We start from the raw sequence: 13,298 nt of genomic DNA on the forward strand, positions 1-13,298 counted from the left end.
GCCGGCCCCCGTGACTTGCCGGACCTTGCGCCGTTGAATGGTCACACGCAAGCCGGCGAGGTCGCCGGAAAAGGGAATTACGGCGGAGGAGACGACATGGAAGGGTGCAGGCCATGAATTCCGGGACGGCGTCAGCGGCACAGTTCGCCGGATCCTTGCCGGGGTCCATCCTGCTGACGCTGGCACAGGCCGTGGTGGTGGTGTGCGCCTGTTCCGACATGGTCCGCCTGCTCTCGGTGCCACGCTCCCACCGGCGGTACCTGGCCAACACCGTCTTCCGCACCCTGGCACCGCCGGCGATCCTGGCCACCGCGCTGAGGGCACTGCTGGATGCTGCCACCGGCGTGTGGCCGAACGTCACAGCCGGGATGTTTGTGCTGGTGGTGCTGATCTACCGCTGGCGCACCGACACGGATGAGGACAGTTGGTGGAAAGGCAAGGGCAAGGCCCTGGGACGGTGGTTCAGTAAGCGCAGTGCCTTCGGTCTCCGGCCGGCCCCGGCCGCCGCGATGCAGGGCTGGCTGCTGGCTGGGAACCGCGGCCCGCAGTATCCGTCAGTCGTTGAAGAGCCCCGCCAGGTCCTCCGCCGTTAGCGCACCGCCCGAGAGCGCATCGCCCTCCATCACGTCGGCGAACAGCTGTGACTTCCTGGCCTTGAGCGCCATGACCTTTTCCTCGATGGTGTCCTTGGCAACCAGCCGGTACACCATGACGTTCCTGGCCTGGCCGATGCGGTGCGTGCGGTCCACGGCCTGCGCCTCTGATGCCGGGTTCCACCACGGGTCGAGCAGGAACACGTAGTCCGCCTCGGTCAGGTTCAGGCCGAACCCGCCGGCCTTGAGGCTGATCAGGAATACCGGTGCCGTGCCGTTCTTGAACTCGTTGACGACGTCGGTACGGTTCCGGGTGCCGCCGTCGAGATAGCAGAACTCAATGTTTTCCTCGATGAGGCGCTCGCGGACCTTGCCGAGGAAGCCGGTGAACTGGCTGAAAATGAGGGCGCGGTGGCCCTCGGCCACGAGGTCCTCCAGCTGCTCGAACAACACGTCCAGCTTGCTCGACCGCACGCCGGACAGGGACTCATCCACCAGCGAGGCGTCCAGGCTGAGCTGGCGCAGCAGCGTCAGCGACTGGAAGATGGTGAAGCGGTTCTTGTTCACGTCCTCGATGAGGCCCAGGATCTTTTGCCGCTCACGCTGCAGGTGGGTCTGGTAAACCTTCTGGTGCCGCGGGTTGAGCACCACCTCCAGGACCTGTTCCTGTTTGGGAGGCAGGTCCTTGATGACCTGCTCCTTGGTGCGGCGCATCATGAGCGGACGGACCCGACGGCGGAGCTTGTCCAGCTGCCCCTTGTCGCCGTTCTTCTCCACCGGCTTCTGGTAATACTCCGCGAAGCGCGACGGGCTGGCGAACAGCCCGGGCGCCACGATGGACGTCAGGGCCCAGAACTCCATGAGGTTGTTCTCCAGCGGCGTGCCGGTGATGGCCAGTTTGAACGCCGCCGGAAGCTTGCGGGCGCACTGGTAGGCCTTGGACTGGTGGTTCTTGACGAACTGCGCCTCGTCCAGCACCAGCCCCGCCCAGCGCCGTCCGGCATAGGACTCGTAGTCGATCCGGAACAGTGCATAGGACGTGATGACGATGTCCGCCCCGGCCATGGCCTCGGCGGGACTGGCGCCGCTTTTGGCGAAGGTCTCGCCGACGGCACGGACCGTAAGGCCCGGCGCGAAGCGTGCCGCTTCGGCCTCCCAGTTGCCCACGACGCTGGTGGGCGCCACCACCAAAAAGGGCGTGCCGCCGTCGTTCCCTGGTTTGGGGGCCGCTGGTTTGGGGTCCGCTGTTGTGGCGTCCGTTTCCGTTGCGTCCCCTTTCCCGGCGTCCGCGGAAGACGCGGCGTGTTCCTTGGCTGCGCACATCAGGGCCAGCGCCTGGACCGTCTTTCCCAGGCCCATGTCATCGGCGAGCACGCCGCCGAGGCTGTGGCGGTACAGGAAGCTCAGCCAGTTGTAGCCTTCGAGCTGGTACGGGCGCAGCTCGGCGTTGAGCGTGGCCGGGAGCGGCAGGCCCTGGACGCCCTCCTCCAGCAGCCCGCCCACCGCCGCGCGCCAGGCAGCCGCCTGCTCATCCACGATCCCCAGCTGGGCAAGTTCATCCCAGAGGCCGGCCTGGAACCGGCTGATCTGCAGCGGGGCGTCCTTGTTGTCCTGAAGGCTGCGGGCCTCGTCGATCAGCGCCCGCAGCTGGTGCAGCTCGGGCAGGTCGAGGGAGAAGTACGCACCGCTGGGCAGCAGCATGCGCGTCTGCCCGGCGGCGAGGGCGGAGAAGAGGGCCGCGAAGGACACCGGCTGGCCCTCGAGGGTGATCACGATGCCAAGGTCAAACCAGTCGCGTTGGTCCGTGGCTTTCGTGGAAATCGCCACCACCGGCGCCTCTTCGGCCTCCCGGTAGTCCGCGATGTCGCCGGAGGTGTCCACGTCGACGCCGGGGGTCGCCTTCAGCCGGGGGAGGACCTCCTCCGTGAACGCCAGGGTGTCCAGCCCGCTCAGCTCCGCGGTGGCCGCGAGCCGTGGCGTGCCCCAGCCGCCGGTGGCTGACTCGCCGAGCTTGGGCACCACGTCCCAGGGCTGGCCCACAGCCTCCAGGATGCGGGCCTCGGCCGGATCGTCACGGTAGCCGTGGTCGCCGGGATGGCGCCAGAGCGGCTGTGCGGTGACGATGCTTCCGGACTTGTAGTGCCACTCCCAGTGCAGGCGCACGCGGTGGTCGGTGCCGTAGTTGGCCAGCAGCGAGAGCGTCGGAAGGGCGAGCTCGGGCAGCTCGACGGACTCGTCCGCCGCCGTCACCCGCGCGGTCTGCTTCAGTTTGGGGTAGAAGCCGGTGAGGAAGCGGCCTTCATCACGAGCGGGGATGTGCAGCGTGCTGCCGGCCGTGACGAAGGCCAGCAGTTCCTCGCTAAGGCCGCTCTCGAGCGGCGCAAGCGTGATGGTCTCGTCCGCGGCGACCCCCGGCAGCGCGTCCGCGCTGGAGGTGAGGAATATGCCGTGCGCCGGGCGGCCGATGGTGCCCACCGACGCCGGATCGACCTCGGTGCCGCCGACCGTGATGGTGGACGCCAGCTCCAGGCCCCCGTCCTGGGTGTCATTCCCGTAGCGGCCCAGGTTAAGGCCCAAAGTGGCGGGCTCCGCCGCCACTTTCACGGGTTCCTGGCCGCGGCTGTGCACCAGTGCGACGCCGACCTGCCGGGCTTCCTCCAGCAGGCTCCACATGTTCTTGCCGGCGAAGGTGTTAAGCCCCAGCCAGAGGGACGAGGAAGAGAACGCCGCCCGGTTCGCGCCGGCGGTGTGTGCGGCGAGGAAGGCCTGCAGCCACTCCACATGCGCCTGGTTGCACTCGCGCTTGAAGCTCAGGTAGCTCAGCGTGTTCCAGGAGACGTCGCCGCGGATCCAGTTGCCCTTGGCACCCATGATCACCGGGCGGGCCTTGAGCTGGCGGACGCTGCGGAGCGGATCCCGGCGGCCGGTGTAGGAGAAGTGCGGGGCCGGTTCCTCCACCTCGAACTGCAGGGCCAGGGGAGTGCCGCCGCTTTGCTGGGCAGGGCCGGCCTGCGAAATGAGGGGGCTGAGCGCCTGCTCCCAGTCCGAGAGCGCCGGCACGGACTTGTCCCGCGACACCCGAGAGACGTCAGCGGGGGACAGCAGCTGCACCCTCACCGCCGCGTTGTCCTCGGCCGCGAACAGGAGCGCGGCCACGTGCTTGCAGTCCTTGCGGACCGGGCAGCTGCAGACGCCCACGGTGCAGCTCCAGCCGCCGCCCTTGCGGACCAGCTTGGCCGTGGTGGAATAGGGCACCTCGGAGCCGCCGCGGACCTTGCCGAGCATGAGCCCGGTGGAGGGCTCGAACGATATTCCGGAGACACGGCCGCCCATGGCATAGGCGAGCCCGGCCGCCAGGGAACGGTCGTTGATCGCGGGGGTCTGGATTGCCAGTGCCGCACTGTCGTCCGGTTGGGAAGGCATGGGTGCGCGCTACTTTCGGCAGGTCGAAAATCTGCAGGTTATCTGATCCATCTTAGTCGGGCGGGAGGGGCCCTCAAATTTGCCGCCGCCCGCCGTCGGGCTCTCCTGTTTTTGCCCCCTAGGGCTGCGGCGCAAACTTCGCCTGACGTTCACTTCGCCCTAAACCTGCGGGCTGCCGGCGGCACGTACGTTGAGAGAGTCCTGAGCACCACCGGCTTTCTGCAGTAAGGATTTCCCATGACTTCCAGCGAATACCCCGTTGTCCTGACCGTCGAAGGCGCCGCAGGCGTCGCCGGCGCCAGTGACGAAGAGATCGTTGATTCAAACGTTGCCGTGGTGAACACCATGTACCAGGAGCTCCTCGGCTCGGGGGAGATCGCACCCAACGCCCTGCGCAGCTACTTCGCGGACTTCTACCTGACGCAGTCCCTGGGCGGCGGCTTTGCGCAGTACGTCTTCACCGCCCCGGACCGTGAGGAGCTTGACGCCTACATCCGCGAGGGCCTCGAAGGCATGGGCGCCGCCGGGCACGTTGACCTCTTCGACCGCACGGTGGAGGCATTCGAGTCCCTGTCCGAGGAGGAAACGGACATCTACCTGGACGGCGGGGCCGACGCCGGTGGATCTGAGGAGGACGGCGAGGTCCGGGAACGCGTTCAGGCCATGGAGGACCTCGACGCCGAATTCGAATCGCTCCTCGAAACGGAGGACATCGTGGCCCTCAACGCGGCGTGGCTGCGCAGCCAGGAAGACCTGCTGGTCCTGACCGACGACGAGCTCACCGCACACATCGCCAAGCGCGTGGCGGCGCTGCCGGACCTCGAGGAGCGGCGCGCCGAGGCCGAGGAAGAGGCACTGGAGAACGCCCCGGAATTCGAGGTCATCATCCGCGAGCTGTGCGACATCGCCGGGTACGAGCTGCAGAAAATCACCCTGGGCGATCCGAACTACGAGCACAACGGCGAGACGGTGCTCGCCTGGCGCTTCAGCACCGACCACGGCGACTTCCTCATGATCGAGGACGACGACGAGGCCTTCATGCTCAACCCGGACACCAAGGAAATCGTGGCCGCCGTGGAGTTCGAAGAGCTGGACGAGGACCTCGTAGAGGCATAGCGCTGCGGGGCGGGCCGGCGTTTCCGGCGCCGGCCGGCCCCCTGTGCGTCCGCCCTGTTGAGGGGGCGCACGGTTTTCCTTCAAGGTTTCCGCAGGGTGCCGTCCGGATACTGGCATCCTCTTCAGATCATGGACCTGAAGAGGATCACCTCGCTGGGTCTCAGCCGGGTGAAGTCTGGGGCCTTTGAGGGGAGCTTTCCATGAAACCTGCAAGAATTCGTCCACGCCTGGCAGCCGCCGTCACGGCCGGCGCACTGCTTGCGCTGGCCGTTCCAACCGCGGCTGTTCCGGCTTTCGCCGTCATCAGTGACCCGGGTACGCACGTCATCACTGTTTTCCCGGAACGGGACATGGTCTCGGCCGAAGGATACGCGGACAGTGACCGTCCCACCATCCAGGTGCTTCGCGGCGGAACGGTCATTGGCACGGCCTCGAACCTGGTGCCTGTCGGCGGCATCGTGGAAGTCAACCATCCGCCTGCAGGGTGCTGGGAAGGAACCACTCCGGACATCCGGTCCGGTGACGTGATCCGTGTCCTGACAGCGCCCGACGTCGGCGACCAGACGTTCGTGGGCAACGTCGTCGTCACGCAGCCGGCCACCAAGATCGACGCCGGCACCGTGGTGATGAAGGGTACCGCGATTGCGCCCGGCGGAGGGCAGCTCCCGGCGGACCAGCTGGAAGCCAGGGTCGTTGCGGCCAACCAGGAGTTTGCGCTCAACGGGCGGCGCACGCTGCGTGCCAGTGCCCCCGGGGCCGGGGACGACGGCGTCATTTCCTACGACGGGCCGGGCCTCACCACCTGGACCGCTACCTGGACGGGCCTCACCGGCGTTGGTGCCGACGGCGTGTCCGATGCAGACCGCGCGGTCTCGGCCACCAACGCGGAAAGCCGGGGCATGTGGCTGGGGCGCAACGCCGCCATCGGCAACGAAGTCACGATTTTCGAGTACGGGGCCATCGGCGGACCTGCCGGCCCGGAGTGCACAGCACCCCTGGCCAAGGGGCCGAGCACGCCTGACCTGACCGCGGCAAGTGACACCGGCCGCCTGAACACGGACAACATCACGCGCAGCACCACCCCCAGCTTCACGGGTGCCGTTGCGCTGGCGGACGCCGCCAGCGTCAACCTCTACATCGACGGCGTGGCGAGCGGCTCGGCAACGGTGGCTGCGAACGGCAGCTACTCGATCACGTCCAACCGGCCGCTGGCCAACGGCCGCCACACCGTGACGGCCGGCGAGGTCAGCCCGGGCGGAGTCGAAACACGCTCCGTCGGGTCTTTGGCCTTCACCGTCGACACGGTGGCACCTTCGGTGTCCGCCAAGGCTCCGGCCATCAACCAGCTGATGGTCAGCCAGACGGCCAACGTCACGGCAACCTTCAGCGAAGCGATCACCGGCCTGGGAACCGCATCCTTCACCCTGAAGAACTCCGCAGGGTCGGTCCTTGCCGCTCCGGTCACGTGGAACGCCACCACCCGGGTTGCCACAATGAACCCGAATGCAACACTGGCGGCTGACCGCAAACACACCGCAACGCTGACGGCGGGCATCACGGACATCGCGGGCAACCCGATCGCTGCTAACTCCTGGGCGTTCACCACGGGACCGCAGCCGACGGTCGTTGGCCGGACACCGGCAATCAATGCAACCCGCGTGAGCCGGACCGCCAACGTCACGGCAACCACCAGTGAGAGGGTGACGGGCGTTACAACGGGCACCTTTGCCCTGCGGAAGGCGGGCACCACAGGCGTAATACCCGCTGTTGTCAGCTACAACTCCACCACGCGGGTAGCAACACTGAACCCTAGCGTGACCCTGGCTGCCAACACGAAGTACACCGCGGTGGTTTCCATCAGCATCCGCGACCTTGCCGGAAACCCGATGGTGAACACCTCATGGAGTTTCACAACCGGCCCCTAAGCAGTTACTGGCAAGAGCCGCGCGCTCCGGCCCGGTGCCGCCCGAAAGGGCAGCGCCGGGCCGGAGCCGTGTCCGGCGCGTGTGAAGAGTGATGCTTGACACATGCAAAACGTTTTGTGTACTCTCGTTCACACCGAACCAAAACGTTTTGCAAAGGAAGTCGATGACGACGCGAGTAGGGATACGCGAAGTGGCCAAGGCCGCCGGAGTCTCAGTGACCACTGTGTCCCACGCACTTAACGACGCCACCAGCTCACGGGTCAAAGCGGAAACCCAGCAGCACGTCCGGGACGTGGCCAGGAACCTTGGCTACGCTCCCAACCGGCTCGCCAGCGGGCTGCGCAACCAGCGCTCTCAGATCCTCGGCCTGGTCAGCGATGAGATCACCACCACGCCCTTCGCCGGGGCCATGATCCGCGGGGCGCAGGACGCAGCCTATGAGCGGGGCTACGTGGTCATGGTCGTGAACTCGGGCCTGGACAGCGAGCTCGAACACCGCGAAATCACCATGCTTCAGCAGCACCAGGTGGACGGCGTGGTGTACGCCCGGCTGTACCACCAGGGAGTCGAACTGCCGCCGGCACTCTCCGGGATCCCGACCGTGCTGCTGGATGCCGTCACAGGGGACCCCTCGGTCTCCTCCATAGTCCCGGACGAGGTCGACGCTGCCGAAACCGCCGTGGAAGCGCTCATCCGGGCCGGCCACACGCGGATCGGAATGATCAACAACGTGGACGACATTCCCGCTACGCACGGCCGGCTGGAAGGATTCCACAATGCCCTGCGCCGCCATGGCATAGAGCACGATCCGCGGCACCTCGTCATCGCCGAGCCGGAGACCTCGGGTGGCCGCAAGGCAGCTCTGGCTCTTCTCGGCCAGCCCGGCAGGCCAACGGCCCTGTTCTGTTTCAGTGACAGGGTGGCCATGGGCGCGTACCAGGCGGCCGCAGCGCTGGGACTGTCCGTCCCGGAGGATGTTTCGGTTGTCGGCATCGACAACCTGGAACTGATTGCAGACTCGCTGTGGCCGGGCCTGACCACGGTGGCCCTGCCGCACTACGACATGGGGCGATGGGCGGTCAACCGCGTTCTTGACGACGTTGACAACCCGGGCACGCCGCCGGAACAGGTGCGGCTGGCCTGTCCCCTGATCGAACGCGGCTCCGTGGGGCCGCCCAGGACCTGACAACACTCCAGAACATCAACCAGCACTCCCACCACCCGGGTGCCCAAACGAGAAAGGGACGCAGCCGTTGCAGCGGCCACGCCCCTTCAGGACCTCCGGGCCAATCATCCACGCGCAAAATCAGCAGAAAGACTGGACCTCCATGAACAAGCGATTCACACGGATCCTGGCCACCAGCATAGCCGCGGCGGCACTCCTGGGCAGCCTCGCTGCCTGCGGCAAGGGCAGCGCGTCCGCCACGACCGAAGACGGCAACGAGATCACGATGTGGACTCACAACGCGGGCAACCCTGACGAGCTCGCCGCCATCAAGGCCATCGTCGACAAGTACAACAAGAGCGGCGCCGCGAAGGCCCAAATCAAGGTGCAGGCATTCCCGCAGGACTCCTACAACGACTCCGTGGTCTCGGCCGCCGCTGCCGGGAAGCTGCCGTGCATCGTGGACATCGACGGGCCCAACGTGCCCAACTGGGCCTGGGCCAAGTACCTGACCCCGCTGAAGCTCTCGGCCGACCTGTCCAAGAACCTCCCCAGCACCGTCGCCAAGTGGGAGGGCGAAACGTACGCGGTGGGTTACTACGACGTCGCCCTCGCCATGCTGGCCCGCGCCTCCGACCTCAAGGCGGCCGGCGTCCGCGCGGCCACGGTGGAAAAGCCGTGGACCAAGGAGGAATTCCAGGACGCGCTGACCAAGCTCAAGGCCATGGGCAAGTGGCAGTACCCACTCGACATGGGGACTGCCGGCACCGGCGAGTGGCTGCCCTACGCTTACTCGCCGCTGCTTCAGTCCTTCGGCGGAGACCTCGTCAACCGCGACGGCTTCCAGTCGGCGGACGGGGCCCTCAATGGAGAGAAAGCTGTGGAATGGGCCGGGTGGTTCCGCGGACTCGCGGATCAGGGCTTCATGGCCAAGAAGAGCGGCAAGGATTCCACCCAGGACTTCCTGAACAACAAGAGCGGCATCGTCTACACCGGCTCCTGGGCCGCGGACAAGGCGCGCAAGGCGCTCGGCAAGGATCTGGCGGTCATGCCTACCGTTGACCTCGGCAACGGCCCGAAGATCGGTGGCGCCTCGTGGCAGTGGGGCGTGACCAGCGGCTGCAAGAACTCCGAGGCCGCGATGGACTACCTCTCCTACTCGCTGAAACCGGAAAACATCGCCGCCGTGGCCAAGGCAACAGGAACCATCCCGGCTACCGATGAAGCTGCAGCCCTGATCCCCGCCTTCGCCGAGGGAGGCGAAAACAGGGTGTTCATGGACATCTCCCGCCAGCAGGCCGTCATGCGGCCGGAAACGCCTGCGTACCCGTTCATCGCGACGGAGTACGGCAAAGCCGTCCAGGACATCCTGGCCGGGGCAGACCCCAAGACTGTCCTGGACAAGGCGGTCAAAGCGATTGACGCCAACATCAAGTCCAACGGCGGCTACAAGAACTAGCCGGCTGCCGAAAGGCGGGACGACGGCGGCACGCAACTGCCGCCGTCGTCCTCCCTCCGGCACTGACTGTCAACGGAGACTCCCATGACAACCACCCAGCTTCCCACCGGCCGCCGCCAGGCCGTTCCCCCGACGGCGGCGCCGGCTCCCGCTACTCCGCGCCGCCGTCCCGGCCGTCTGCGCGAACAGCTCAGCGGCTGGGGCATGATCGCCCCCGCTGCCATCCTGCTCCTTGCCTTCGTCTTCCTCCCCGCGATCCTCGGCTTCGGCCTTGCCTTCACGAACGCCCGCCTCATCTCCCCGCGGCCCGTGGAGTTCGTCGGGATGGACAACTTTGCCCGGCTCTTCACCGACCCCACATTCTGGCGGGCGCTCCTGAACGTCAGCTACTTCGCTGTGGTGGTGGTGCCGGTGCAGTCGGGCCTCGCACTGGCCATGGCGCTGCTGATCAACAAGAAGTTCCGCGGCGTGAACTTCTTCCGCACTGTCTACTTCCTCCCTGTGGTCACGTCCATGGTGGTGGTGTCGCTGCTCTGGCTCTTCATGTACCGCAAGGACGGGCTGATCAACGAGCTGCTGTCCACGTTCAGCTTCGGCCTGATCCCGGGCGCCGACTGGCTGAACGATCCCGCCACCGCCATGCCGGCCATCATCGCGCTCTCCATCTGGCAGGCCGCCGGTTTCCACATGATCATCTGGCTGGCCGGGCTGCAAAGCATCTCCGGCGAGCTGTACGAGGCAGCCCAGCTGGACGGGGCAAGCCGCTGGCACCAGTTCCGGTACGTGACCTGGCCGGGCCTGAAGCACACCCGCACCCTCGTCCTGGTGACCATCACCATCCAGGCCCTTGGCCTCTTCGACCAGGTGAGCGTCATGACGCAGGGCGGCCCGCTCGACTCGACGACCACCATCATTTACGAGGCGGTCCGCTCCGGCTTCAAGCAGCAGGAGACCTCCTACGCTTCCGCCATCTCGCTCGTATTCTTCGTCCTGGTACTGCTGATCTCGGCTGTCCAGCGCTACCTGACCCGAGAGAAGGACTGAAGTGAAAAACGTGCTCCGCCTCAATTCGATCGGCGCCATGGCCGTGCGCATCCTGTTTGCCGCCGTCGCCGCCTTCCCCATCGTGTTCATGCTCGTGTCCTCGCTCAAGCCGGACCAGCAGATCTTCGGTGACATGTCCTCCGTTGCGGCCTTCCTGCCCATCGGCAACATCTCGCTGGACAACTACACCGCCGTCTTCGACCGGGTTCCGGCCGCGCGCTTCCTCATCAACTCCGTCGGTGTTTCCGCGGTGACAGTGGTGCTGGGAATCTTTGTCAACAGCCTGTGCGCCTTCGCGCTGTCCCGCATGCAGGTCCGCGGCAAGCGCGTCGTGTTCACGGCGATCCTGGCAACCCTCATCGTGCCGTTCCAGACTCTCGCCCTGCCGCTGGTGTGGTGGGTGAACCAGCTGCCCTACTTCGAACTCAACGGCTTCAGCCTGGAGATCTCGAAGGGCTGGCTGGACACCTACCAGGTGCAGATCATTCCGTTCATCGCCAATGCGTTCTCCATCTACCTCTACCACCAGTACTTCGAGTCCATCCCCAAGGAACTGGACGAGGCCGCCAGGATCGACGGTGCCGGCTGGTTCAAGATCTACCGCCAGGTGGTCATGCCGCTCGCCGGGCCCGCCACGGCCACCGTGGCCATCCTGACATTCCTGCCCGCATGGAACTCCTACCTCTGGCCGCTCATGGTGGTCCAGTCCGAGGAGCTTCGCCCGGTGATGATCGGCATCCAGTACTTCTTCCAGCTCAACGTCTCATGGGGCGAGGTGATGGCCTACGCTTCCCTGATCACGGTGCCCGTGGTCATCCTGTTCATCGCGTTCCAACGTTCCTTCATCAACAGCATCGCCTCCAGCGGTGTCAAAGGCTGATCCCGTTTCTAGTTCGAAAGCGAACCATGACTTCCCTGAATGCAACGCCCGCGCTCGACTGCCGCTACCGGCCCAAATGGCACTACGCTGCCGAGCGCAACTGGCTGAACGACCCCAACGGGCTGGTGTACGCCAACGGCGTCTACCACCTCTTCTACCAGCACAATCCGCAGGGCAATATCTGGGGCAACATGTCCTGGGGCCATGCCACCTCGACGGACCTGCTCCACTGGGACGAGCAGCCTGTCGCCATAGCGTGTGATGAGCAGGAGGCCATCTTCTCCGGGTCAGCCGTGGTGGATGTCCACAACACCAGCGGGTTCGGTGCGCGGGGAGTGCCGCCGCTGGTGGCGGTCTACACCAGTGCCTACTCCCCGGCGTCACCACTTGCCGGGCGGCAGGCGCAGTCCCTGGCGTACAGCACGGACGGCGGCGCCACCTGGACGAAGTATGTGGGGAACCCGGTGCTGGACCGGGCGTCCGCGGACTTCCGGGACCCCAAGGTTTTTTGGTACGACGGCGCGGCCGGAGGCTACTGGGTGATGGTTGCCGTAGAGGCACTTGAGCATGAAGTGGTTCTCTACAAGTCCTCGGACCTGAAGTCCTGGGAGTACCTGAGCACCTTCGGTCCGGCGAACGCCACGGACGGCGTCTGGGAGTGCCCGGACCTGTTCGAACTGCCCGTGGACGGCGACGCCGGAAACACCCGGTGGGTGCTGGTGGTCAACCTGAGCCCCGGCGGAATCGCCGGCGGCTCCGGCGGCCAGTACTTCATTGGAACGTTCGACGGCGTGGCGTTCCGTTCCGAAACCACTGTCACCGAGGGCATGCAAACCGACGACAGCCGGATGCCGGATTACGGCTGGCTTGACTGGGGCCGGGACTACTACGCCGCCGTGTCCTTCAGCAACGCTCCCGGCGGGCGCCGCCTCATGATCGGCTGGATGAACAACTGGCAATACGCGGCCAGCACCCCCTCAGACGGCTGGCGCAGCGCGATGTCACTGGTCCGTGAGGTCCGGCTGGAGACCCGCGCCGGCCGCCCGGTGCTCGTCCAGGCGGCCTTGGACCCGTTCCAGGCTTCCGGTACGGAGCTGTTTACCGCCGGACCGGAACAGCTGGCAGACGGCGTGCGGTGGCTGCCCGCTGAGGCCTCCGGGGATGTGCTGCGCATCGAGGCCGAATTCCGGCCAGGTTCGGCGGGCAAAGTCGGGCTGGTGCTGCGCTCCGGTGAGGCCGGCAGCATGCAGGAACGGACCGTGCTGGCTTACTCCACCTTGACTGGCGAGCTCAGCCTGGACCGCACCGCGTCCGGAAACGTCGGGTTCCATGCCGATTTTCCGTCCGTAGAGCGGGTACCGGTTTACCTGGACGGCAGCGGCCTGCTGCGGCTGAGGATCTTCCTTGACCGCTGCTCGGTGGAGGTCTTTGCCCAGGACGGGCTGGTGACCCTTACGGACCAGATCTTCCCGGCCGAGTCCAGCACCGCCGTCGGGATCCTTGCCGAAGGCGACGGGGCCACCCTGGTAAGCCTCAGCGTCACCGGCTGACCCCATCGAAAACCGGCCGTTGGGTTGATCTCGTCGACACCCTCGCTGGTTGAGCTTGTCGACACCCTCGCTGGTTGAGCTTGACGAAACCGGGATGAGTGCCGCTGGTTGAGCTTGTCGAAACCTGGTGGGCAGCAATTGTC

Annotated in this window: 9 protein-coding genes; 8 read left to right on the plus strand and 1 reads right to left on the minus strand. The window is 66.2% G+C overall.

The features are described 5' to 3' along the window. Positions 1–113 precede the first annotated feature (113 nt). Entirely contained in the window at positions 114–593 is a 480-nt protein-coding gene (locus AC5RWD_RS06090) for a hypothetical protein (protein ID WP_494019149.1), read from the plus strand. Here the strand turns inward: AC5RWD_RS06090 and AC5RWD_RS06095 are convergent. After that, entirely contained in the window at positions 555–4,016 is a 3,462-nt protein-coding gene (locus tag AC5RWD_RS06095) for a DEAD/DEAH box helicase (RefSeq protein ID WP_494019150.1), read from the minus strand. The two genes, AC5RWD_RS06090 and AC5RWD_RS06095, sit on opposite strands and share 39 nt — an antisense overlap. Positions 4,017–4,253: 237 nt before the next feature. Between AC5RWD_RS06095 and AC5RWD_RS06100 the strand changes: the two genes are divergently transcribed. The 7 genes from AC5RWD_RS06100 (at position 4,254) to AC5RWD_RS06130 (ending at position 13,155) form a co-directional block, all read left to right on the plus strand. Next, on the plus strand, positions 4,254–5,132 hold the full coding sequence (locus AC5RWD_RS06100; RefSeq protein ID WP_494019151.1) for a DMP19 family protein: 879 nt from the start codon (positions 4,254–4,256) through the stop codon (positions 5,130–5,132). Positions 5,133–5,332: 200 nt separating this feature from the next. Beyond that, complete coding sequence (locus tag AC5RWD_RS06105; protein ID WP_494019152.1) at positions 5,333–7,057, plus strand: Ig-like domain-containing protein; 1,725 nt, start codon at positions 5,333–5,335, stop codon at positions 7,055–7,057. A gap of 163 nt (positions 7,058–7,220) precedes the next feature. After that, positions 7,221–8,243 (plus strand): LacI family DNA-binding transcriptional regulator, encoded by a 1,023-nt coding sequence (locus tag AC5RWD_RS06110; RefSeq protein ID WP_494019153.1) that lies wholly within the window; start codon positions 7,221–7,223, stop codon positions 8,241–8,243. Between the two features lie 142 nt (positions 8,244–8,385). Further along, on the plus strand, positions 8,386–9,681 hold the full coding sequence (locus tag AC5RWD_RS06115) for a sugar ABC transporter substrate-binding protein (RefSeq protein ID WP_494019154.1): 1,296 nt from the start codon (positions 8,386–8,388) through the stop codon (positions 9,679–9,681). 84 nt (positions 9,682–9,765) lie between these two features. After that, positions 9,766–10,725: a carbohydrate ABC transporter permease gene (locus AC5RWD_RS06120; protein ID WP_494019155.1), complete on the plus strand. Its 960-nt coding sequence runs from the start codon at positions 9,766–9,768 to the stop codon at positions 10,723–10,725. Between the two features lies 1 nt (position 10,726). Then, on the plus strand, positions 10,727–11,605 hold the full coding sequence (locus AC5RWD_RS06125; RefSeq protein ID WP_494019156.1) for a carbohydrate ABC transporter permease: 879 nt from the start codon (positions 10,727–10,729) through the stop codon (positions 11,603–11,605). 26 nt (positions 11,606–11,631) lie between these two features. Beyond that, entirely contained in the window at positions 11,632–13,155 is a 1,524-nt protein-coding gene (locus AC5RWD_RS06130) for a glycoside hydrolase family 32 protein (RefSeq protein ID WP_494019157.1), read from the plus strand. The last annotated feature ends 143 nt before the right edge of the window (positions 13,156–13,298 follow it).

The sequence above is a fragment of the Arthrobacter sp. CMU6 genome (genome assembly GCF_059090205.1).

Coding starts and splice junctions, on each gene's coding strand:
- AC5RWD_RS06100 (WP_494019151.1), top strand. CDS start 4,254: ATGACTTCCAGCGAATACCCCGTTGTCCTGACCGTCGAAGGCGCCGCA.
- AC5RWD_RS06090 (WP_494019149.1), top strand. CDS start 114: ATGAATTCCGGGACGGCGTCAGCGGCACAGTTCGCCGGATCCTTGCCG.
- AC5RWD_RS06095 (WP_494019150.1), bottom strand. CDS start 4,016: ATGCCTTCCCAACCGGACGACAGTGCGGCACTGGCAATCCAGACCCCC.
- AC5RWD_RS06115 (WP_494019154.1), top strand. CDS start 8,386: ATGAACAAGCGATTCACACGGATCCTGGCCACCAGCATAGCCGCGGCG.
- AC5RWD_RS06110 (WP_494019153.1), top strand. CDS start 7,221: ATGACGACGCGAGTAGGGATACGCGAAGTGGCCAAGGCCGCCGGAGTC.
- AC5RWD_RS06130 (WP_494019157.1), top strand. CDS start 11,632: ATGACTTCCCTGAATGCAACGCCCGCGCTCGACTGCCGCTACCGGCCC.
- AC5RWD_RS06105 (WP_494019152.1), top strand. CDS start 5,333: ATGAAACCTGCAAGAATTCGTCCACGCCTGGCAGCCGCCGTCACGGCC.
- AC5RWD_RS06120 (WP_494019155.1), top strand. CDS start 9,766: ATGACAACCACCCAGCTTCCCACCGGCCGCCGCCAGGCCGTTCCCCCG.